This window comes from Streptomyces sp. NPDC085460 (assembly GCF_044541975.1).
Taxonomy (GTDB): domain Bacteria; phylum Actinomycetota; class Actinomycetes; order Streptomycetales; family Streptomycetaceae; genus Streptomyces.
The window spans coordinates 494,589-516,750 of record NZ_JBITTO010000002.1; the positions used below are offsets into that span (position 1 = coordinate 494,589).

Annotated in this window: 21 protein-coding genes; 12 read left to right on the forward strand and 9 right to left on the reverse strand. The window is 73.4% G+C overall.

Annotation, left to right across the window (positions count from 1 at the left end; translation table 11 throughout):
* The first annotated feature begins 91 nt into the window (after positions 1-91).
* Positions 92-1,246, forward strand: coding sequence for an adenosine deaminase (locus ACIGHB_RS06520; RefSeq protein WP_360316916.1), 1,155 nt, complete (start codon positions 92-94; stop codon positions 1,244-1,246).
* A 188-nt stretch (positions 1,247-1,434) separates the two neighbouring features.
* The gene (locus tag ACIGHB_RS06525) at positions 1,435-1,812 is read left to right on the forward strand and encodes a hypothetical protein (RefSeq protein ID WP_360316914.1); all 378 of its coding nucleotides are present in this window, start codon (positions 1,435-1,437) and stop codon (positions 1,810-1,812) included.
* Positions 1,813-1,911: 99 nt separating this feature from the next.
* Here the strand turns inward: ACIGHB_RS06525 and ACIGHB_RS06530 are convergent, their stop codons facing one another.
* The 5 genes from ACIGHB_RS06530 to afsQ1 form a co-directional block, all read right to left on the reverse strand.
* A complete protein-coding gene (locus ACIGHB_RS06530) occupies positions 1,912-2,115 on the reverse strand; it encodes a PspC domain-containing protein (protein ID WP_360316912.1) in 204 nt (67 codons plus the stop codon).
* A gap of 90 nt (positions 2,116-2,205) precedes the next feature.
* Entirely contained in the window at positions 2,206-2,778 is a 573-nt protein-coding gene (locus tag ACIGHB_RS06535) for a VanZ family protein (RefSeq protein ID WP_399910018.1), read from the reverse strand.
* Between the two features lie 39 nt (positions 2,779-2,817).
* On the reverse strand, positions 2,818-3,447 hold the full coding sequence (locus ACIGHB_RS06540) for a hypothetical protein (protein WP_360316907.1): 630 nt from the start codon (positions 3,445-3,447) through the stop codon (positions 2,818-2,820).
* Complete coding sequence (locus ACIGHB_RS06545; protein ID WP_399910021.1) at positions 3,444-5,009, reverse strand: ATP-binding protein; 1,566 nt, start codon at positions 5,007-5,009, stop codon at positions 3,444-3,446. Before ACIGHB_RS06545 ends, ACIGHB_RS06540 begins: the two co-directional genes overlap by 4 nt.
* Positions 5,006-5,683: a two-component system response regulator AfsQ1 gene (gene afsQ1 / locus ACIGHB_RS06550; RefSeq protein WP_360316901.1), complete on the reverse strand. Its 678-nt coding sequence runs from the start codon at positions 5,681-5,683 to the stop codon at positions 5,006-5,008. Before afsQ1 ends, ACIGHB_RS06545 begins: the two co-directional genes overlap by 4 nt.
* 171 nt (positions 5,684-5,854) lie before the next feature.
* On the opposite strand from afsQ1, the gene ACIGHB_RS06555 reads away from it, so the two are divergent.
* Positions 5,855-6,583, forward strand: coding sequence for a SigE family RNA polymerase sigma factor (locus ACIGHB_RS06555; RefSeq protein WP_399910025.1), 729 nt, complete (start codon positions 5,855-5,857; stop codon positions 6,581-6,583).
* A gap of 135 nt (positions 6,584-6,718) precedes the next feature.
* On the opposite strand, the gene ACIGHB_RS06560 is transcribed toward ACIGHB_RS06555, so the two are convergent.
* Positions 6,719-7,414, reverse strand: coding sequence for an ATP-binding protein (locus ACIGHB_RS06560; protein ID WP_399910028.1), 696 nt, complete (start codon positions 7,412-7,414; stop codon positions 6,719-6,721).
* Between the two features lie 52 nt (positions 7,415-7,466).
* On the opposite strand from ACIGHB_RS06560, the gene ACIGHB_RS06565 reads away from it, so the two are divergent.
* Positions 7,467-7,865 carry a hypothetical protein gene (locus tag ACIGHB_RS06565; protein ID WP_360316893.1) on the forward strand — a complete coding sequence of 133 codons (399 nt, stop codon included), beginning with the start codon at positions 7,467-7,469 and terminating at the stop codon, positions 7,863-7,865.
* Positions 7,866-7,946: 81 nt separating this feature from the next.
* Here the strand turns inward: ACIGHB_RS06565 and ACIGHB_RS06570 are convergent, their stop codons facing one another.
* Genes ACIGHB_RS06570 through deoC form a run of 3 tightly spaced genes read right to left on the reverse strand, consistent with a single transcriptional unit; the run spans position 7,947 to position 11,231 of the window.
* The gene (locus ACIGHB_RS06570; RefSeq protein ID WP_399910032.1) at positions 7,947-8,837 is read right to left on the reverse strand and encodes an aldehyde dehydrogenase family protein; all 891 of its coding nucleotides are present in this window, start codon (positions 8,835-8,837) and stop codon (positions 7,947-7,949) included.
* Positions 8,830-10,266 (reverse strand): aldehyde dehydrogenase family protein, encoded by a 1,437-nt coding sequence (locus ACIGHB_RS06575; RefSeq protein ID WP_360316887.1) that lies wholly within the window; start codon positions 10,264-10,266, stop codon positions 8,830-8,832. Before ACIGHB_RS06575 ends, ACIGHB_RS06570 begins: the two co-directional genes overlap by 8 nt.
* Positions 10,267-10,271: 5 nt before the next feature.
* Positions 10,272-11,231 (reverse strand): deoxyribose-phosphate aldolase, encoded by a 960-nt coding sequence (gene deoC, locus ACIGHB_RS06580; protein WP_399910035.1) that lies wholly within the window; start codon positions 11,229-11,231, stop codon positions 10,272-10,274.
* 375 nt (positions 11,232-11,606) lie between these two features.
* Between deoC and ACIGHB_RS06585 the strand changes: the two genes are divergently transcribed.
* The 8 genes from ACIGHB_RS06585 (at position 11,607) to ACIGHB_RS06620 (ending at position 22,083) form a co-directional block, all read left to right on the forward strand.
* Complete coding sequence (locus tag ACIGHB_RS06585) at positions 11,607-12,977, forward strand: hypothetical protein (RefSeq protein WP_399910038.1); 1,371 nt, start codon at positions 11,607-11,609, stop codon at positions 12,975-12,977.
* Positions 12,978-13,280: 303 nt separating this feature from the next.
* A complete protein-coding gene (locus ACIGHB_RS06590) occupies positions 13,281-13,922 on the forward strand; it encodes a class F sortase (protein WP_399910041.1) in 642 nt (213 codons plus the stop codon).
* A gap of 104 nt (positions 13,923-14,026) precedes the next feature.
* The gene (locus tag ACIGHB_RS06595; RefSeq protein ID WP_399910044.1) at positions 14,027-14,683 is read left to right on the forward strand and encodes a PH domain-containing protein; all 657 of its coding nucleotides are present in this window, start codon (positions 14,027-14,029) and stop codon (positions 14,681-14,683) included.
* Between the two features lie 147 nt (positions 14,684-14,830).
* Positions 14,831-15,202 (forward strand): DUF1508 domain-containing protein, encoded by a 372-nt coding sequence (locus ACIGHB_RS06600; RefSeq protein WP_360316873.1) that lies wholly within the window; start codon positions 14,831-14,833, stop codon positions 15,200-15,202.
* Positions 15,203-15,280: 78 nt separating this feature from the next.
* Positions 15,281-16,324, forward strand: coding sequence for a phosphate ABC transporter permease subunit PstC (pstC, locus tag ACIGHB_RS06605; protein ID WP_360316870.1), 1,044 nt, complete (start codon positions 15,281-15,283; stop codon positions 16,322-16,324).
* Between the two features lie 13 nt (positions 16,325-16,337).
* Positions 16,338-17,570, forward strand: a complete 1,233-nt coding sequence (pstA, locus tag ACIGHB_RS06610; RefSeq protein ID WP_399910049.1) for a phosphate ABC transporter permease PstA — start codon at positions 16,338-16,340, stop codon at positions 17,568-17,570.
* Positions 17,567-19,462: a phosphate ABC transporter substrate-binding protein PstS gene (pstS, locus tag ACIGHB_RS06615; RefSeq protein ID WP_399910052.1), complete on the forward strand. Its 1,896-nt coding sequence runs from the start codon at positions 17,567-17,569 to the stop codon at positions 19,460-19,462. Before pstA ends, pstS begins: the two co-directional genes overlap by 4 nt.
* Entirely contained in the window at positions 19,459-22,083 is a 2,625-nt protein-coding gene (locus ACIGHB_RS06620) for a hypothetical protein (RefSeq protein WP_399910054.1), read from the forward strand. Before pstS ends, ACIGHB_RS06620 begins: the two co-directional genes overlap by 4 nt.
* Positions 22,084-22,162 lie beyond the last annotated feature (79 nt).

Here is a 22,162-nt window from a genome sequence, read left to right on the forward strand (position 1 = left end):
ACGCGCCCGGGCCGGGGCCGCGACCGAAGACGCGGCTCCGGATCCGGCGCGACAGGGCGTGTTCTACGCGCGTAGGGGCTAGAGTGCGGCAATGACGAGCCAGACATCCCACGTCCCCACCGCGGACCAGATCCGCCGTGCCCCGAAGGTGCTGCTCCACGACCACCTCGACGGCGGACTGCGCCCCGGCACGATCATCGAACTCGCCCGGGAACAGGGCTACTCGAAGCTGCCCGAGACCGAACCCGACAAGCTCGGCATCTGGTTCCGCGAGGCGGCCGACTCCGGCTCCCTGGAGCGCTACCTGGAGACCTTCGCGCACACCTGCGCCGTCATGCAGACCCGCGAGGCGCTCTTCCGGGTCGCCGCCGAGTGCGCCGTGGACCTCGCCGAGGACGGCGTCGTCTACGCCGAGGTGCGGTACGCCCCCGAGCAGCACCTGGAAGCCGGTCTGACCCTGGAGCAGGTGGTCGAGGCGGTCAACGAGGGCTTCCGCGAGGGCGAGCGGCGGGCCCGTGCCAACGGGCACCGGATCAGGGTCGGCGCGCTGCTCACCGCCATGCGGCACGCGGCCCGCGCCCTGGAGATCGCGGAGCTGGCCAACCGGTACCGGGACGACGGCGTGGTCGGCTTCGACATCGCGGGCGCCGAGGCCGGCTTCCCGCCCACCCGGCACCTCGACGCCTTCGAGTACCTCAAGCGGGAGAACAACCACTTCACCATCCACGCCGGCGAGGCGTTCGGCCTGCCCTCGATCTGGCAGGCGCTCCAGTGGTGCGGCGCCGACCGGCTCGGCCACGGCGTCCGGATCATCGACGACATCGAGGTCGGCGAGGACGGCGAGGTGCGGCTCGGCCGGCTCGCCGCGTACGTCCGCGACAAGCGGATCCCGCTGGAGATGTGCCCCACCTCCAACCTCCAGACCGGCGCCGCCGCCTCGTACGCCGACCACCCCATCGGCCTGCTCCGCAAGCTCCACTTCCGCGCCACCGTCAACACCGACAACCGGCTGATGAGCGGCACCAGCATGAGCCGGGAATTCGAGCTCCTGGTCGACGCCTTCGATTACACGCTCGACGATCTCCAGTGGTTCACGGTCAATGCGATGAAATCAGCGTTCATTCCTTTCGATGAACGACTGGCCATGATCAATGACGTGATCAAGCCCGGATATGCCGAACTGAAGTCCGAGTGGCTTTTCCGGCAGACCGCCACGACCAGCACGTCTTCCGGCCGGGAGGGCTGAGAAAAGGGGCGGGGAAGGGCCCGGAACCGCCGGAAAGGCGCGACACCCGGCGGTCGTCCGGTGTTTGCGGAGCGGAGTCGGGACGGTTAGTTTGCGGAGCTGCTTTGCCTGTCCGGATTCCGTAGTTCCGGATTTCTCCGCCTGAACGTCCCGAAGCTCAGCCCCCCAAGCCCAAGGAAGATTCTGAGATGAAGCAGTCTGCCGCCAAGAAGCTCGGTGTCGCCGCCCTCGGCGCCGCATTCGCCGCTGCCGCCGCCGGCACGGCCTCCGCGGCCCCGCTCCCGGCACCGCTCGACGGCGCCGACGCGCTGGGCTCCGTGACCCAGCTCGCCCCGCTGGGCGACGGTCTCACCACCCTCCCCGACGGCGCCGGCGAGTCCCTCGCCGCCGGTCAGGGCGCGCTCGGCCAGGGCCTCGACCAGGGCGTGAAGACCCTCCCCGCGGCGGCCGGCCAGGCCACCCAGAACCTGCCCACCGACGCGGCCACCGGCGCGCTGGGCGCCACCCCGCTCGGCGGCCTGCTCGGCGGCCTGCCGCTGGGCGCCGGCGGCCTGCCGATCGGCTGACCCGCACCACCCCACGCCGAAGGGGCGCGGACCGGGATCCCCCGGGTCCGCGCCCCTTCGGCGTGCTCGTACGGCCCGCCGGCGCGGACCGCCGTGCGACTACCAGGCCGCCGCCTTCGTCCGCGACTCGCTGGGCAGCAGCAGCCACAGCGCCAGGTAGAGCAGGAACTGCGGGCCGGGCAGCAGGCACGAGGCCAGGAACAGCACCCGCATCGTCAGGTCGGAGGTGCCGAAGCGCCGGGCGAGCGCCGCGCACACCCCGCCGATCATCCGGCCTTCACGCGGGCGGACAAGTGCGGCCATGGTGGGCTCCTTCGTCAGGTCCGGAAAGCCGCTCCCTCGGGCTTCCCGATGACTCCATGGTGCCGCCGCCACCCCGCCTTCGACGTCGGTCTACCGGGCGATCGGGACCCTGGGAATCCTCGGGGTACGACCCTGATCCGTCTCGTTCCCGATCACGACCCGACCCTGAGACCGCCCCCGGGGCCTGCCGTCGGAGGGGCTCCGCCGGCGCCGCAGCCGCGCCCGTACGGCCGGCACCACCAGAAGGTGTGCCAGCGCCACCCCGAGCGTGTTCAGGAGCACCGAGTCCACGTCCACGACCTGCCCCGGCACCGCCGTCTGCAACAGTTCCAGGGCCAGCGACACCAGCGCCCCCGCCGCCGTCGTCCGGGTCAGCGAAGCCCACGGGGACACGTCGAGCCGCCCCTCGCACATCGGCAGCAGGATCCCCAGGGGGGCGAGCAGCAGCAGCCCTTCGGCGATCAGCCGGGCCGCCTCGGCGGGACCGAGCGCCAGATCGGCGCGGAGCCCGGCCAGCGGCACCGTGTTCGGGGCGGTCACCCAGGCCACGTCCCGTGGGAGCAGCCCGACCCAGGCGACGAGCAGCAGATGCGCGACCAGGAGCACGAACCCCGTCACGCGGACGACCACGGCGGCGTTCCCGCCCGAACCTTGACGCTGCACGCCCCCCAAGACGCCCCCTGTGCGGGGAACGGTTCCGTTTCAGCCCGCCGGCGTCTCCACCGGCGGCTCCCCGGGCGTGCGCGCCGGGGCCGGGGCCGGCGCCGTCGCCGGGGCCGACTCCGGGCGCTCCCGCAGCTGGGTCGTGCAGCGGTAGCGCTTGGGCGGGTACGCCCCCGGGCCCGCGAGGAGCACCGTGTGCCCGCCCGCGCCCGCCGAGCTCTCCGCGAAGGTGCACACCAGCTGCGACAGCGCCGCGGGCGCCAGGTCCTCCGGCTGCCGGCTGAGCCGCAGCGTGCCCTCCGGATCGCCGTCCCGGCCGCCCGCCACGCTCAGCGGAGCCCGTACCGCCGTGGTGAAGCCGGCCTGCCGCTCCGCTTCCGTGGGTTCCGCGAGCAGCTGGGCGAGGAGCGCCGACGCCGTCCGCACCGGATCGCCGCTCGCCTTGTCCTCCGGCTGCGGGGACCTGCGGTCCACCGGCTCCAGCTGCGAGCCGCACACCAGGAACGCCCGCACCGGCACGCCCTGGGCCGGCGCCGGTGCCTCCGTCACGTTGCACGGCACCCGGGACGGGGCCGCGCCCGCGTCCACCGGCACCGACGTCGTCCTGATCCCGCACCCCGTGACCAGCACGGCCAGCAGGGCCGCCACCGCGGCCGTCCGCCGCCTCACAGGCCCGTCCCCTCGCCCTGGCGCGTGCCGGTGCCCAGGTCGCGGGCGACCGCCGACGCGTCCCTGGGCAGCCGCAGCACGAACACCGCGCCGTCCACCGCGCCGTCCTCGCCCACCGAGTTGGCGGCGGCGATCGTCCCGCCGTGGATCAGCGCGTTCTCCATGGCGATCGACAGACCGAGGCCGGAGCCGTCCGACCGGGGCCGCTGGGCGCTCGCCTTGTAGAAGCGGTCGAAGACGTGCGGCAGCACCTCCTCGGGGATGCCGGGCCCGTGGTCCCGTACCGACACGACCAGCTCCTCCTCGCCCGGTCCGTCCTCGCCCGGTCCCTCCTCGGTCCTGACCGAGACCCGCACCGGCGAACCGCCGTGCTTCAGCGCGTTCCCGATCAGATTGGCCAGGATCACGTCCAGCCGACGCGGGTCGAGACGGCACACGATGCCGCGCTCCGCGTCCAGCTCCACCGCGTCCAGCCAGGCCCGCGCGTCGATGCACGCGGTGATCTGGTCGGCGATGTCCACGTCGTCCAGGACCAGCCGGGCGGTGCCCGCGTCGAAGCGGGTCACCTCCATCAGGTTCTCCACCAGGTTGTTGAGCCGCCGGGTCTCGCTCACCACCAGCGCCACCGCCGGCGCGATCATCGGGTCCAGGGAGTCCTGCTCGTCCTCCAGGACCTCCGTGACCGCCGTCAGCGCGGTCAGCGGCGTCCGCAGCTCGTGCGACATGTCGGCGACGAACCGCCGGGAGGACTCCTCCCGCGCGCTCATGTCCGCCACCTTCTTCTGGAGGTTCTCCGCCGCGCTGTTGAACGTCCGCGACAGATCGGACAGTTCGTCCGCGCCGGAGACCCGCAGCCGGGTGTCCAGCTTGCCCTCGCCGAGCTGCCGCGCCGCCTCGCCGAGCCGCCGCACCGGCCGCAGCACGGTCGTCGCCGCGACCTGCGCCAGCAGCACCGAACCGATCACCGCGAGCCCGGTCGCGATCCCCAGCGACCACGCCAGCGAGTTGAGGTCCGCCTTCTCCGCCGCCAGCGACTTGAACATGTAGCCGGCCGGCCCGCCGCCGTCGATCCGCGTCCCGCCGACCAGGTACGGCGTCCCGCCCCGCTCGGTCCGCTGCCAGAACAGGTGGTACGGGTACGGGTTCGCGTCCGTCACCGGGCGCCGGGTGTCCACCGCCTCCCGCAGCGACACCGGCACGTCCGCCAGCGTGAACACGTCCGGGTCCGAGGCGCCCACGATCGGCTTCCCCGCCGCCCGCTCGCCGAGCAGCAGCACCTGGTAGCCGGAGCCGCCCGCCGTCATCTCCTCGGAGGTGCGGCGCAGATTCTCCTGGGTCGGCCGCAGCGGCAGCGTCGCCACCCGGTTCTGCATCTCCTGCCGGAAGTCGTTCAGCGCGCTGTCCTGGGTGCGCTTCAGCACCGCCTCGCGGTTCAGCCAGTACGCGATCCCCGACGCCGACACCGCCGCCGTCAGCGCCACCAGCGCGAACACCACGACGAGGCGCAGGCGCAGGCTGGACAGCCGCAGCCGGGCGAAGACCCCCCTGTTCCCCTTCGTCACGCAGGAACGTCCAGCCGGTAGCCGACGCCCCGCACCGTGCGGATCAGGGTCGGCGAGGACGGCACGTCCTCCACCTTCGCCCGCAGCCGCTGCACGCACGCGTCCACGAGACGCGAGTCGCCCAGGTAGTCGTGCTCCCACACGAGCCGCAGCAACTGCTGCCGGGACAGCGCCTGTCCCGGCCGCCGGCTCAGTTCGAGCAGCAGCCGCAGCTCGGTCGGGGTCAGCTGGAGGTCGAGGCCGTTCTTCGTCACGGTCATCGCGGACCGGTCGATGACCAGCGAGCCGAACGTCGCCGAATCGGTCGACTCCCGCTCCCCGCGCCGCAGCACGGCCCGGATCCGGGCGTCGAGCACCCGCCCCTGCACCGGCTTCACCACATAGTCGTCGGCCCCCGACTCCAGACCCACGACCACGTCGATGTCGTCGCTGCGCGCGGTCAGCAGGATGATCGGCAGCTGGTCCGTGCGGCGGATGCGCCGGCACACCTCGAACCCGTCGATGCCGGGCAGCATCACATCGAGCACGATCAGGTCGGGCCGCTGCTCCTTGAGCAACTGCAGGCCGTCCTCGCCCGACGCGGCGGTGGCCACCCGGTGGCCCTGCCGGGACAGGGAGAGTTCGAGGGCCGTGCGGATGGCGTCGTCGTCCTCGATCAGCAACAGAAAAGGCACGGACGCCATTCTGGCTCATGAGCCGTCCCAGATCGACCGCCCGGAGGCGCGCTTCCGTCCCCGCCCCTGTGACACGCCTGTGACAGTCGGCGGACAACGCCATGATGTGCGCCGGGCAAGCTTCTTGGCACACGGACCGACACACTGACTCCGAACGACGGGGGGCGCGACATGAACACACTGCACGGAACCACCAACAGCGCAGTGGTCACGCGTCTCCACGACGTCGTGCGGAGCACCGAGAAGTCCGGCGGTGTCGTCACGAACGGACGGGGGTGCGTTCGGACGACCGTCGGGCGTCAGCGCAAGGCGCCGTACATGGTCGCCGTCGCTGACGGGGGAGCGGTGTACGGGGAGGCCACGGGGGAGCGTTCCTGTTCGGAGGCCGAGTTCACGGCCTACGTCCAGGAGCGCCGGGCCTCCCTGTACGCCACCGCCTACCACCTGACCGGTGACCGTTTCGAGGCCGAGGACCTGCTCCAGAGCGCGCTGTTCTCCACGTACCGCGCCTGGGACCGGATCAGCGACAAGGCCGCCGTCGGCGGCTACCTGCGCCGCACGATGACCAATCTGCACATCAGCGCCTGGCGCCGGCGCAAGGTCAACGAGTACCCGACCGAGGAGCTGCCGGAGACGGTCGGCGAGACGGACGCGATGCGCGGCACCGAGCTGCGCGCGGTGCTGTGGCAGGCGCTGGCCCGCCTGCCCGAGCTCCAGCGGACCATGCTGGTGCTGCGCTACTACGAGGGCCGGACCGATCCGGAGATCGCGGAGATCCTGGACATCAGTGTCGGCACGGTGAAGTCGAGCATCTGGCGCTCGCTGCGGCGACTGCGCGAGGACGAGGTGCTGAGCTTCGGCCGTGACGAGGAGGAATCCTTCGGCGAACTGGTCGCCTGAGGATCACGGGGGAACACGGGGGAAACGGGCCTCAGGGGGGATCTGGGGTCCACGGGGGAAAAGAACGAAGCGGGTCGTACGAGTCCGGGGGGTCTCGTAGGACCCGCTTCGTGCTGTCCGGGGCCGCGCGGGCGGTCAGCGGCCCGCCGGGGTGCGGTGGCGGCCGGCCGCGGCGGCGGCCAGCCGGCCCAGGGCCTCCGGCTTCGCGCACGGGTGGGCGCCCAGCTCGGTCTGCCGGGCGACGATGGCCCGCTCGGCCCGCATCAGGCGCCAGCCGCGGCGCAGCAGCATCGGGACCGACTTCCGGCCCTCCCGCAGATCGCGCAGGAGCCGGCGGCGGAAGGTGGTGGACGGGCGGCCGCGCAGGCAGAGCGCGTCGGCCAGCACGTCGAGCTCGCGGCAGCGGGCGACGATCTCGGCGGCGAAGATGCCCTCGGCGATGAAGAGCGGGGTCCGCTCGATGTCGAGGCGGTCGCTGCCGGTGCGGGAGCTGGTGGCGATGGAGTACACGGGGACGTCGGTGCGGCCCGTACGGCACAGCTCGACGATCGCGGTGACGGCGGCGTCCGCGTCCCAGGAGCCCGGTGAGTCCCAGTCGACGTCGCCGCTGCCGTCGACGAGCGGGAGCGTCGGGTCGCCGGCCTCCTTGTAGAAGTCGTCGAGGCGCAGCACCGGAAGGCCCGCGGTGGCGGCGAGGGACGACTTGCCGGAGCCGGAGGGGCCCGCGAGCAGGACGACCCGGGTGGGGATCGGTTGGGAACTCACGGAACACCAGTGTGAGGCATTAATCCGTCCAGGGGACCACCGAGGAGGGCCGTTGGTATCGAGCATCACACCTCCACTACTGTCGGTGGCCGCCCGCTCACCCCTCGGAAGGATCCCCATGGCCCGTCACGCAGACCCCCGGACCCCCCGCCGCAGCGCTCTGCTCAAGGCCGGCCTCACCGTCACGGCGGCGGGCGCGGCGGTGTTCGGCGCGGGCGCGGGGGCCCAGGCCGTGGCGCCGGTGCCGCTGCCCGTCGACTCGCTGAGCCGCACCGACGCGGGGGCGGCCGGCGCGGGCGCCCTGACGGGCGTCACGCACGGCGTGGGCCCGCTGACGCGGCTCCAGCTCGACCCGCTGGCCAAGACCGGGGTGGACCCGCTGGCCAACGGCGTCGGCACCCAGGTCGCCGACTTCAAGCCGGTCGGCACCGGTCTGGTCACCGACCACCTCACCGAGGGCGGAGCCGTCGCCGACCTGCCGGTCGCCGGGCCGCTGACGCAGAAGCTTCTTCCGTAGCGTGACCGGATCCCGCGGCGGTTCGCGGACGTGCGCGAGGCCCCCGGACGCGGACGCGTCCGGGGGCCTCGCGGGGGAGCGCTAGTACGAGGAGCCGGAGGCGCCCAGGGAGCCCGTGGGGTGCCAGACGGTCTTCGTCTCCAGGAAGGCGGTCATGCGGTCGGTGCCGGGGGACTGGGTGAAGTCCTCGGTACGGGGGCGCAGGACGCGCTTCAGGTTGTCCGCCGCCGCGATCTCCAGCTCCCTGGCCAGGTCGGCGTCCGCGCCGGTCAGGTCGATCGCGTTGACGTCCAGGTGGGCCGCGAGGTGCGGGCCCATCTCGGACGCCTTGCCGGAGAGGATGTTGACGACGCCGCCGGGCAGGTCGGAGGTGGCCAGGACCTCGCCCAGGGAGAGGGCGGGGAGCGGGGCCTTCTCGGAGGCGATGACGACGGCCGTGTTGCCGGTCGCGATGACCGGGGCGATCACCGAGACCAGGCCCAGGAAGGACGACTCCTGGGGGGCGAGCACGGTGACGACGCCGGTCGGCTCCGGGGTGGAGAGGTTGAAGTAGGGGCCCGCGACCGGGTTGGCGCCGCCGGTGACCTGGGCGATCTTGTCGGTCCAGCCCGCGTACCAGACCCAGCGGTCGATCGCCGCGTCCACCTGGGCGGCCGCCTTCGACTTCGACAGGCCCTCGGCCTCGGCGACCTCGCGGACGAACTGGTCCCGGCGGCCCTCCAGCATCTCGGCGACGCGGTAGAGGATCTGGCCGCGCAGGTACGCGGTCGCGCCGGCCCAGCCGCCCTGCGCCTTGCGCGCGGCGACGACCGCGTCACGGGCGTCCTTGCGGGAGGAGAGCGGGGCGTTCGCCAGCCAGTTGCCCTTGGAGTCCGTCACCTCGTACACCCGGCCGCTCTCGGAGCGGGGGAACTTGCCCCCGACGTACAGCTTGTAGGTCTTGAAGACGTTCAGGCGGGTCACATCAGACATCGAGGTACGCCTCCAGGCCGTGGCGACCGCCCTCGCGGCCGAAGCCCGACTCCTTGTAGCCGCCGAAGGGCGAGGTCGGGTCGAACTTGTTGAACGTGTTGGCCCAGACGACACCGGCGCGGAGCTTGTTGGCGACCGCGAGGATGCGGGAGCCCTTCTCCGTCCAGATGCCGGCGGAGAGGCCGTACTGGCTGTTGTTGGCCTTGGCGACGGCCTCGTCCGGGGTACGGAAGGTGAGCACCGAGAGGACCGGGCCGAAGACCTCGTCGCGGGCGATGGTGTGCGCCTGGGTGACGTTCGTGAAGAGCGTCGGGGCGAACCAGTAGCCGGACTCCGGGAGGTCGCAGGCGGCGGTCCAGCGCTCGGCGCCCTCCGCCTCGCCCTGCGCGACCAGGGAGGTGATCCGGGCCAGCTGCTCCTCGGAGTTGATGGCGCCGATGTCGGTGTTCTTGTCGAGCGGGTCGCCGAGGCGGAGCGTCGACAGGCGGCGCTTGAGGCTGTCCAGGAGCTCGTCCTGGACCGACTCCTGGACGAGGAGGCGGGAGCCCGCGCAGCAGACCTGGCCCTGGTTGAAGAAGATGCCGTTGACGATGCCCTCGACGGCCTGGTCGATGGGGGCGTCGTCGAAGACGATGTTGGCGCCCTTGCCGCCCAGCTCCAGGGTGACCTTCTTGTCGGTGCCGGCGACCGTGCGGGCGATCCGCTTGCCGACGGCGGTCGAGCCGGTGAAGGCGACCTTGTTCACGTCGGGGTGCGCGACCAGGGCGGCGCCGGTGTCCCCGTACCCGGGGAGGATGTTGACGACGCCCTTGGGCAGGCCGGCCTGGCGGCAGATGTCCGCGAAGAACAGGGCGGTGAGCGGGGTCGTCTCGGCGGGCTTCAGGACGACCGTGTTGCCGGTCGCGAGCGCCGGGGCGATCTTCCACGCCAGCATGAGCAGCGGGAAGTTCCAGGGGATGACCTGGCCGGCCACGCCCAGCGGGCGGGGGTTCGCGCCGTAGCCGGCGTGGTCGAGCTTGTCGGCCCAGCCCGCGTAGTAGAAGAAGTGGGCGGCGACCAGGGGGAGGTCCGCGTCGCGGGTCTCCTTGATCGGCTTGCCGTTGTCCAGGGTCTCCAGGACGGCGAGCTCGCGGCTGCGCTCCTGGATGATCCGGGCGATCCGGAAGAGGTACTTGGCGCGCTCGGAGCCGGGCAGCGCGGACCACTTCTCGAATGCCTTGCGGGCGGCCTTGACCGCGCGGTCCACGTCCGCCTCGCCCGCCTGGGCGATCTCGGAGAGGACCTCCTCGGAGGAGGGGGAGACGGTCTTGAAGACCTTGCCGTCGGCCGCGTCGGTGAACTCGCCGTCGATGAACAGGCCGTAGCTCGGGGCGATGTCGACGACCGCGCGCGACTCGGGCGCGGGGGCGTACTCGAAGGGGGAGGTCATGTCGATCAGTCCACCGTCACGTAATCGGGGCCGGAGTAGCGGCCGGTCGCCATCTTCTGGCGCTGCATCAGCAGGTCGTTGAGCAGGCTGGAGGCGCCGAAGCGGAACCAGTGGTTGTCCAGCCAGTCCGCGCCGGCGGTCTCGTTGACCAGCACCAGGAACTTGATGGCTTCCTTGGTGTTGCGGATGCCGCCGGCGGGCTTCACGCCGATCTGCACGCCGGTCTGGGCGCGGAAGTCGCGCACCGCCTCCAGCATGAGCAGGGTGTTGGCCGGGGTGGCGTTGACCGCGACCTTGCCGGTCGAGGTCTTGATGAAGTCGGCGCCCGCCATCATGCCGAGCCAGGAGGCGCGGCGGATGTTGTCGTACGTGGACAGCTCGCCGGTCTCGAAGATCACCTTGAGCCGGGCGCGGTCGCCGCACGCGGCCTTGATCGCGGCGATCTGCTCGTAGACCTCCAGGTAGCGGCCGGCGAGGAAGGCGCCGCGGTCGATGACCATGTCGATCTCGTCCGCGCCGGCGGCGATGGCGTCGGCGGTGTCGGCCAGCTTCACGGGGAGGGCGGCGCGGCCCGCCGGGAAGGCGGTGGCGACCGAGGCGACCTTGACGCCGGAGCCCGCGAGGGCGGCCTTGGCGGTGGCCACCATGTCGGGGTAGACGCAGACGGCGGCGGTCGTCGGGGTCGTGCGGTCGGTCGGGTCGGGGTGGACGGCCTTGGCGGCGAGGGCCCGGACCTTGCCCGGGGTGTCCGCGCCTTCGAGCGTCGTCAGGTCGATCATGGAGATGGCCAGGTCGATGGCGTACGCCTTGGCCGTGGTCTTGATCGAGCGGGTGCCGAGGGACGCGGCGCGCGCCTCCAGGCCCACGGCGTCGACGCCGGGCAGCCCGTGGAGGAAGCGGCGCAGCGTGCTCTCGGACGCGGTCACGTCGGCGAAAGCTGCTGCTGCGGATGCAGTGGTGGGCATGGTCACCAGTCGAGCATATCTACGCGCGTAGCGACCTGTACAGGGGAGGGCGTTCGAGGAGGCCGAGGTCACGGGCGCGGGACGGCGTGGTGCGGGGGGTCGAGACGGCGCGCGGGGGGCGTGCGGGGCGGAGCTAAGGGTGGCGTGAGGGGCGGCATGAAGGGCGGTGTGAAGGGCGGCGAAGGGGGGCGCGCGAAAGGTCCGTCGGGGTGTTGGCGGCTGTCACGCGGCCGTGACATGGAGCGGACGGATCCCCCATACAAGATCTTTAGATTCTTCATCAGCAGCCAGCGAGAACTCACCGGCCCTCCCCGAGGAGATATCAGCGGCATGCGGCTCTGCACCACTCACCGCCGAACCTCTTCGGGAGTCGTTATGCGCACCGCCCTTCGCACCGCCCTCGCCGCCGCGCTCGTCGCGGGCGTCGCGGCCACCCCGGTCCTCGCGGCCGGCAGTGCCTTCGCCGCCGGGACGACCCCGGCGCCGAAGCCGGCCGCCGTGACCGTCCCGGCGCCGAAGCCGGCCGCCGCGACGACCCCGGCGCCGAAGCCGACCTCCGGGACGACCGCTCCCGCCGCGAAGCCCACCGCCGCGACGACCCCGGACGGCAAGCCGACCACCCCGGCGGGCAAGGCGACCGCCCCGGCGGGCAAGGCGACCGCCCCGGCGGGCGAGACGGCCACCCCGGCCGGCGAGGCGGCGACGCCAGGCGAGGCCGCGCCCGTCCGCGCCACCACGGGCACGCTGGTCCGCACCCAGACCCTCATCGGCGGCACCGTCGCCAAGATCTACAAGGTCAAGGCGGGGAACCACCGCGCCGAGCTGTTCCGCGACGGCCACCCGGTCGGGGACCTCAAGGCGTACGGGACCTCCGTCGCCGGCCAGGACAACGGCGAGTTCTTCGTCCTGAACCCCGACGGCACCACCCACAACTGGGTCGGCCACATCGCCCCCAACCGGCCGGGCGTCTACCGCCTCGCCGACGGCAGCGTGGTGGAGCTCCAGGCGAAGAACGGCTCCTTCGGCCTGCGCGGCATCGACCCCGCCACCGACAAGGGCGGCGCCTACACGTACGCCAACGGCGAGCGCAAGGTGCTGCGCTTCGGCAAGGCCGTCGTGGTCCTGGAGGCGGACGGACAGTTCGCCGCCTACGTCCCCGGCTCCGCGAAGCAGGCCGCCCCGCAGCCGTACGGCATGGGCGGCGGCGGCCAGGGCGAGGAGCGCCCGGCCGACACCGACCCCGACGCCCTCGGCGCGTGCACCGTCGTCCGCTTCGTGGACATCGGCGCGGGCACCGAAGCCAAGCTGATCATGAGCCCGAAGGGTCCGAAGGCGAAGCTGATCACGATCGCCGAGGGGCAGCTCATCGCCGTTCTCGACCGCGCCCGCCCGTCGCTCCCGAAGGACGCCGGCATCGTCGCCCGGATCGTCGACGCCCACAGCGCCACCCCGTCCCTCTTCACCAAGACCGAGGGCGGCGTGACGGGCGGCGGCACCCATGCCTTCCCGAAGCTCCCCAAGGGCTGCGCGCTGAACGCCGTCCCCGCCGCGCGGGACAAGGGCGCCACCGCCCAGGGCGGCCAGACCTCCGTCGTCCCCAGGGGCGGGGTCGCGGCCGGTGCCGAGCTCGCCGCCGAGGAGGGCTCCGGCACGCTGATCGCGGTCGGCGCCGGCGCCGCCCTGTTGGTCGCCGGGGGGCTCGGCTTCACCGCGCTGCGCCGCCGCACCGCCGCGACCCGGGGCTGACCCGCACACCCGACACGCGTCCGTGCGCCCCGCGTACCTCGCGTGTCGCGCACCTCGCGCCCCGCGCACCTCGCGTGTCACCTACTTCGCGTGTCGCGCGCCCCGCGCACCTCGCGTGTCACCTACCTCGCGTGTCGCGCGCCCCGCGCACCCCGCGTGTCGCGTACCCCGCCTCCCGTACCCGCTCCTCGCCCCTCGACCCGAGCCCGGAGCGTTCGTCCCGTCCACCCCAGGCCGGCCGTCATCCACCCCGTGACGGCCGGCCGCCCGCCGTACGGACCCACTGCCGCCGGAGCCCGCCCCATGAAGCGCCACCACCACCGCCGTACCGTCTCCGCCGTGCTCTGCGCGGCCGTCCTCGCCGCGCTCGCCGGCTGCTCGGGCGGGACCGGCGGCACCACCGCCGCCGCCACCCCGCCCGCCCGGATCGCGGAGTCCTCCGCGCCCGCCCCCACCGCGAGCACCGCGCCGGTCCGGCCGCTCGCCCGCTCCCTGCCCGTCCGGGTCCAGCTGCCCACCGCCGCCGTGGACGCCCGGGGGATCCTGGACCTCGGGCTGAACGCCGACGGGACCGTCGAGGTGCCGTCCGTCGCGCAGGCCGACCGGATCGGCTGGTACGGGAAGGGCGTCACGCCCGGCGAGACCGGCCCGGCCGTCCTCATCGGGCACTTCGACACCGAGCGCGGACCCGCCGTCCTGAAGGACGTCTCCAGGGTCCGGGTCGGCGACGAGATCACCGTGACCCGCGCGGACGGCACCGCCGCCGTCTTCCGCGTCCGCGAGCTGGAGCAGGTCGACAAGGACGCCTTCCCCACGGCCAAGGTCTACGGCGACACCCGCCGGTCCGAACTGCGCGTGATCACCTGCGGCGGCGAGCTCGTCGACGGGCACCGGCCGGACAACATCATCCTGTACGCCGACCTCGTCACCACCCGGAAAGCCTGAGCGCCGTCGCCGAGGGCGGCCGGGGCCGGCCCCGGGGAGGCCCCGGGGAGGCGCCGCGCGGGGCGCCCGAGCCCCCCGGCGCCTCCTGAGGCAGAATCGGCGGCATGACGAGCCCCACGCCCTCCGAGCCGACCTCCGGGCCGAACCCCGAGCCGACCTCCGCCGACCGTGTCTACCGCTCCTCCTTCGGCATCGCGGGAGGCGTCTTCCTGCTCGCCCTGACGCTCGTCTTCGTGACCGACGCGCTGGTGCGCGGCGAGGGCCGCGCGCCCTGGCTCGCCCTCGCCGGGCTGCTGCTCGCCGTGCCCCTGATCGCCGCCTTCACCGTCCGGCCCGCCGTGTACGCCAACGAGGACCGGCTCCGGATCCGCAACCCCTTCCGCTCGATCCTGCTGCCCTGGGCGTCCGTCGCCGACATCCGGGCCGGCTACTCCAGCGAGGTCTTCACCACGGAGGGCGTGAAGTACCAGCTGTGGGCCGTCCCCGTCTCGCTGCGGCAGCGCAAGAAGGCCGCGCGCCAGGCCGCCCGCGCCTCCCAGGACGACCCCCACGGCCGCACCTCGGTCACCGCCGACGTCCGCGACACCGCCGCGCGCAACGCGTCCAGCGACCAGAACGTGGCCGACCTGCGCGAGATGGCCGAGCGCCACCAGGGCCGGGCCGGGGCGCAGGGCGCGCCGCAGGTGCGCTGGGCGTACGAGATCATCGCCCCCGCCGTCGTCGGTCTGATCCTCTTCGTGGTGCTCGCCGCCACCGGCTGAGCCCCGGCCCGCTCGGCACCCTCGCCGCCCCGCCGGTGTCCTAGGGGCAACGGCGGGGTGAAGCATGCCTCGCGCAGTTGGTTTAGCACCCAACGATCCGGGGCGGGTCAATAGATTGCCCGTGCCGAGACTGTGGGGGTGGGGGCAATGACCAAGGGCACCGGTGTGTCCGGGACACGTTGTCTGGTCGACGTCAGAGCCGACGGACGATACGGCTGGCGGCTGGTCGCGCAGAACGGGCGGGTGGTGGCCCGGTCGGGGCAGTGCTTCACCGACCACGCCGCCTGCCGGGCCGCCTTCGCGGAACTCTGCGCCGGGCACGCGGCCATGGGCGGCGGGGTGCAGCACACCGCCGGCGGCAACGGCTGGGTCTGGCTGCTGCGCGACGCCGAGGGCCGCACGACCGCCCTCTCCGGGAGGGCGTACGAGCGCCACTCCACCTGCCGCTCCGCCTATGACCGCTTCCGCTCCCTGCTGGCCGCCGAGGCCGCGCACTGGAGCTCAACCTCCTTATGGTGAACGGAAGTTGCCTCTCGGGCGCCCCTCATTCACCTCGCGGGGCGCGCACGTCAACCGGGCCGGACTTGGGTCCTTCCCGTGACGACCGAGACGACCGATCCGCCCGCGCCGCCCGGCGCCCCCGACCCGCGGCCCGACGGCCCGCCCGACGCGCCGAGACGGCTGTACGCCGACCCCGGCCCCGCCGACCGGGTCTTCCGCGGCGTCGCCCGCACCGGCGGCGGCCTCGTGCTCGCCGTGATGCTCCTCGTCGGCGGCTTCCTCCTGCACCGTGCCTGGCAGGCCCTCGACCGGGCCGGCGGCTCCTTCCTCACCACCGAGAACTGGGAGCCCGACGCCGGGAACTTCGGCATCGCCGCCGTCCTCCTCGGCACCATCCTCATCGCCCTCGTCGCGATCGTCGTCGCCGTCCCGCTGGCCACCGGAGCCGCGCTCTACATCTCCGAGTACGCCCCGCCCCGGCTGCGCCGCACCCTGATCTCCACCGTGGACCTGATGGCCGCCGTGCCCTCGGTCGTCTACGGCCTGTGGGGCGTGTTCTGGCTGGAGGAATCGATCCTGCCGATCGCCCGCTGGATCTCCGCGTACTTCGGCTGGATCCCCTTCCTCCGCGTCGACGGCGCCGACCCCGACGACCCGCTCGCCCCGCCCACCGTCTACACCTCCTCCACCTTCGTCGCCGGACTCGTCGTCGCGATGATGGTCGCGCCGATCATCTGCTCGATCATGCGCGAGGTCTTCTCCCAGGCCCCCGCCGGCGAGCGCGAGGGGGCGTACGCGCTCGGCGCCACCCGCTGGGGCATGATCCGCTCCGTCGTCCTGCCCTTCGGCAAGGGCGGCATGATCGGCGGCACCATGCTCGGCCTCGGCCGCGCCCTCGGCGAGACCATCGCCGTCTACATGGTCATCTCGCAGGTCTTCACGATCCAGTGGCACGTGCTCCAGACCGGCACCAGCTCGGTCTCCTCGCTCATCGCGCTGCGCTACGGCGAGGCCACCGCCTTCGGCATGTCCGCCCTGATGGCCGCCGGCTTCGCGCTCTTCGTCATGACCCTGATCGTCAACTTCGCCGCCTCGTCCATCGTCGCCCGCAGCCGCTCCGGCGCGTCCAGCGACGCGTAACAGGGGGAACCCCATGACCATCGCCCCGGAGCGGCCGGCGCCCCGGCCGGACGCCGGACAGGCCCCGCCCGCGGGACAGGCACCGCCGGCCGGACCCGAACGCCGCCGCGCCACCTCGGGACCGCGCGCCACCGACGTCTACGCCGTGCTCGGCGCCGCGGCCGCCGCCGTCGCCCTCACCTGGCTGCTCTTCGCCCGGCTGCTGCCCTTCTCCGGCACCGTCGGCTTCGTCCTCGTCGCGTACGCCCTCTTCCTCGGCCTCTACGCGCTCCTTGTCTCCTTCGACGAGGACGGGCCCGCCGTCCGCGACCGGGTCGCCGGCGTCGTCGTCCGCACCCTCGGGCTCGTCCTCCTCGCCGTCCTCGTCTTCGTCGTCGCCTTCACCCTCTGGGAGGGCCGCGAGGCCCTCGTCCACCTCAACTTCTTCACCGAGGACATGAGCCTCGCGGGACCGCTCGAACCGCTCGACGTCGGCGGCGTCCTGCACGCCGTCGTCGGCACCCTGGAACAGGTCGGCATCGCCCTCGTCCTCACCGTCCCCGCCGGCGTCGTCTGCGCCGTCTTCCTCAACGAGGTCCCCGGCCCCTTCGCCCGCCTCGTCCGCACCATCGTCGAGGCGATGACCGCGCTGCCGTCGATCGTCGCCGGCTTGTTCATCTACGCGACCGTGATCCTCGCGCTCGGCATGGAGCGCTCAGGGCTCGCCGCCGCCCTCGCCCTCTCCGTGATGATGCTGCCGATCATCATCCGCGCCTCCGACGTCGTCATCCGGCTCGTCCCCGGCACCCTGCGGGAAGCCTCGTACGCCATGGGCGCCTCGCGCTGGCGCACGGTCTGGCACGTCGTCCTGCCCACCGCCCGCTCCGGCCTCACCACCGCCGTCATCCTCGGCACCGCCCGCGGGGTGGGGGAGACCTCCCCGGTGCTGCTCACCGCCGGCTTCACCGCCGAGCTCAACGCGCTGCCGACCGCCGGGGCCCAGGTCTCCCTGCCGCTCGCCACCTTCGAACTCGTCAAGTCGCCCGAACCGAACATGATCGCCCGCGGTTTCGGCACCGCCGCCGTGCTGATGCTCCTCGTCCTGCTGCTCTTCGTGCTCGCCCGGATCGCCGGCGGGCGCGGCCCCGGACAGCTCACGAGGCGCCAGGAGCGGCGGCGCGCGGCGGCCTCGCGGGAGGACGCGGCCCGGTTCGCCCGCGCCTCCCTCCTTCCCTCCCCGACCGCACCTCCGAGGAGCACGTCGTGAGATCGCCCGTCCCGCTCGCCCGCACCCTCCTGGGCCTGGGCACCGTGCTCTGCGCCCTGCTCGCCCTCCTCGCGGGCCCGCCCGCCGCCCACGCCGCCGGCTACACCAAGATCACCGGTTCCGGCTCCACCTGGAGCTCCAACGCCGTCGAGCAGTGGCGGCGCAACATCGGCGCCAACATCGGACTGACCGTCAACTTCAACGCCAACGGCTCCTCGCAGGGCCGCGAGCAGTTCAAGAACGGCACCGTCGACTTCGCCGTCTCCGAGATCCCGTACGGCCTCACCGACGGCGGCGCCACCGACGTCCCGCCCCGCCGCGGCTACGCCTACATGCCGATCGTGGCGGGCGGCACCGCCTTCATGTACAACCTCCGCATCGGCGGCCGCCAGGTCACCAACCTGCGCCTGTCCGGGCCGGTCCTCGCGAAGATCTTCACCGGTCAGCTGACCATGTGGAACGCGCCCGAGATCAAGGCCGACAACCCCGGCCTCACGCTCCCCGCCCGCCGGATCGTGCCCGTCGTCCGCTCCGACGGCTCGGGCACCACCGCCCAGTTCACCACCTGGCTCGCCAAGGAGCACGGCGCGGTGTGGAACGAGCACTGCCGCAGGGCGGGCCGCTCCACCCCCTGCGGCATGACCTCGTACTTCCCGGTCGTGCCCGGCACGACGGCGGTGGCCAAGTCCGGCTCCCTCGGCGTCTCGGCGCACGTCCGCCAGCCGCAGGGCGAGGGCGCGATCACCTACGTCGAGTACTCGTACGCCGTCAACGCGCACTTCCCCGTCGTCAAGGTCCTCAACGGGTCCGGCCACTACATCGAGCCGACCGCCCAGGCCGTCGCCGTCGCCCTCCTCGACGCCCGGATCAACACCGACCGCAACTCGGCGGACTACCTCACCCAGATCCTCGACGACGTCTACCGCTCCAAGGACTCCCGGGCGTACCCGCTGTCCAGCTACAGCTACATGGTCGTCCCCACCTCGGAGACGGCCCCCCACACCGCCGACAAGGGCCGCTCGCTCGGCACCTTCGCCCGCTACTTCCTCTGCGAGGGCCAGCAGCAGGCCGAGGAGCTGGGCTACTCGCCGCTGCCGAGGAACCTCGTCCAGGCCGGCTTCGACCAGGTCCGCCGCATCCCCGGCGCCCCCACCGGCGCCGTGGACCTGGCCTCCTGCCGCAACCCCACCTTCTCCTCCGACGGCACCAACACCCTCGCGAAGAACGCCCCGAGGCCGAAGACCTGCGACAAGCGGGGGCCGCGGCAGTGCGCCGACGGCACGGGCGGCGCGAAGGGAGTGGCGACCCCGGTCGTCGACGGCGGCGGCACGGGCGGCGGTACGGCCACCGGGGGCACCGCGACCGGCGGCGGATCGGGTGGCGGCGGCGCGAGCGGATCCGCTACGGGCGGCGGTCCGGGCTCCGGCTCCGGCTCCGGTTCCGGCGGCGGTACGGGGAGCGGTACGGGCTCCACCGGCGCGACCGGCACCGGGTCCACCGGCGCCACGGGGGCCGCGGGCACGGGCGGCACCGGCTCCGCCGCCTCCGCCGGGACCACCGGTGCCGCCTCGGGCTCCGGCGCCGGCTCCGGCTCCGGCGGCGCGGCCTCCGGCACCTCCGGCGGGCCCGTCGTCGACCCCGACACCGGCGACATCATCGCGGACGGCGGCGCGGGCGCCGGTGCCTCGGGCGCGGGCGGCGACGCCGGCGGCCTCGGGGGCCTGAACCCCGTCGTCGGCACCCCCGTCACCCTCGCCGCCGACTCGGGCGCCGGTCTGCGCGGCCTGCTGATGGTCCTCTCGGCCTTCCTGCTCCTCGCCACCGTGATCGTCCCGCCGCTGGTCGGCCGCTTCATGGCGCAGCGCGCCGCACGCCAGGGAGGCACCCGATGAAGCGCAACCGTGCCCGGGCCACGGGCCTCGGCGCCCTCCTCGCGGCCCTTCTCCTCGCCCTGCTGCCGCTGCCGCAGAGCTCCTCCGCCGCCGCCGCGACCGGCCCGGAGGGCTCCGCCGTGACGAAGCGGGGCACGCGGGGCCCGCACGACGACTTCTCCGGCCTGGAGGTGACCGTCCACCAGACGAGGAACCTGCGCGGGCAGGGGCTGCGGGTGACCTGGAAGGGCGGGAAGCCGACGCAGGGCACCGCCACCGACTACCTCCAGATCATGCAGTGCTGGGGCGACGACCCGGCGGGCCCGAAGCGGGAGCAGTGCCAGTACGGCGCCTCCCGCGTCGGCCCCGGCACCGGCAACTACGGCTCCTACATCGCCCAGCGGCTCATCCCCGTCGGAACCGATCCGCTGGAGACCCAGTACGACGAGCCGATCCCGTACCCCGGCGTCCCGGGGCAGACGACCGACCCCTTCGTCCCCTTCACACCCGTCTCCGGCCCCGCCACGACCTCCCTCACCGACTGGACCTACTTCAACCCCAGCGACACCAACGAGGAGAACTTCGTCCGCACCCAGGTCGACGGCACGGGCGAGGCGGCCTTCAACCTCCAGTCCACCCGCGAGGCCCCGCACCTCGGCTGCGGCGACCGCGTCGGCACCGGAGCGGACGCCCGGGGCCGGGGCTGCTGGCTCGTCGTGGTGCCCCGGGGCTCCCACGAGCCCGACGGCTCGGCCGGCAACAACGGACGCCCGCACACCTCGCCGCTCTCCACCACCCACTGGAACCAGCGGATCGTCTTCCCCCTCGACTTCCTGCCCGTCGGCGACCCCTGCCCCACCGACAAGGCCGAGCGCAGGACCAGCGGATCCGAGCTGGTCACCGACGCCGTCACCTCCTGGCAGGCGGCCCTCTGCTCCGGCGGCGCCACCCGCTTCACCTTCACCCAGCGCGGCGAGGAACTGGCCCGCGCCGGCCTGCTCTCCCCGACCTCCACCTCGCCCGGACTCGCCTTCACCGTCGAGCCCGTCCCCGGCGGCGAGAAGGCCGGCTTCGTGCACGCCCCCGTGGCCGTCAGCGCCCTCACCGTCGGCTTCTACTGGGAGGCCGACCAGATCGGCCTCGTGAAGGACCTGCGGCTGAACCAGCGGCTCCTGGCGAAGCTGCTGACCGCCTCGTACCCCTACGACGTCCGCGAGCTCACCGACAAGGCGCCGGTGCCCGACCACCTCAAGGGCAATCCGGAGTCCATCGTCAAGGACCCGGAATTCCTGAAACTGAATCCGGAATTCGAGCGCGCCCCCCAGTCCGTCATGAACTATCCCGGTGGAATTCTCCTCTCCGCCGAACGGTCGGACGTCGTGCGGGTGGTCTGGAAGTACCTGAGCGGCAACGCGGACGCGCGCTCCTTCCTCGAAGGGAAACCCGATCCCTGGGGAATGAAGGTCAATTCCCATTTCAAGGACCTGGGGCTCGCCACGGCCGGCACCGACGACTTCCCCAAGGCCGATCCGACCCTCACCGAGCTGACCGACGCGACCGGCGAGAAGCGCATCACCTACGGGCTCCTCGACCGCTCCCCGTACGCGAACGACATGCACGACGTGGCCCGATGGGTCCGGCGGGGCACCAACGGCTCGAAGGACGACGCGAACCTCGACCCGCTCTCCGGCGAACTGAAGCTCGTCACCGCCGACATCCTGCCCGGCAACCGCCGCGCCTACGGCCTCACCGACGCCGCCTCGGCCGCCCGCTACCAGCTCCAGACCGCGGCCCTGCCGAACGCGGACGGCACCTACACCCTGCCCACGGCCCCCGCCATGCTCGCGGCCGTCGAGCAGTTCCGGGACTCCTCCGTGCCCGGCGTCCTCGCCCCGGCCCCGGCCGGCGTGCGGAAGGCGGCCTACCCGCTGACCACGGTCACCTACGCCGCCGCCTCCACCGCCCTCCCCGCCGACGCCCGCAAGGACTACGCCCGGGTCATGCGGTACGCGGCGGGACCCGGCCAGACGCAAGGCACGGCCCCCGGCGAACTGCCGCTCGGCTACGCGCCGATGCCGGCGAAGCTGAAGGCGCTCGCGGCGAGCGCGGCCGAGCGGCTGGAGCGCGGCGCGCCGGCGGGCCCCTCCGACCCGCCCGACCCGGCCGGTCCTGGCGGCGGGACCGGCGGCACGGGCGGAACGGGAACCACCGGCTCCGCGGGCGGCGACCCGGGCACGGGCACGAACTCCGGCACGGGGACGGCCGGCGGCGGCGACGGCTCCGCCACCGGAGCGGGCGGCGGCTCCGGCTCCGCCCCGGGCCCCGGATCAGGCTCCGACGGCGGCGGAACGGGCGGCGCGGGGACGGGAGCCCCGACCTCCGCCCCGCCCGGCGGCCCCCCGGGCGCCACCGGCGCGGGCGACGGCTCCGGATCCGGCGGCAACCCCGGACCGCAGCTCGCCGCGACCACCGGCACCACGCCCTCCGGGGCACTCGGCTGGATCCGCTGGATCCTGCTCGGCGTGCTGGTCGCCGGCGGTGTCGCCGGAATCGCGGGACCGGCCGTCCTGGGATTCGCCGGGCGCCGCGAGACCCCCTCGGATTCACCTCGTACGGGAATTCGTAACCTGAAAAGCGACTGAACGTGGTGGTTCCCGGATCCGCCCTTGCGGAATTCTTGTTCCCGGCCGGTCGACGGACCGGCCGGGAAAACAATCCGGA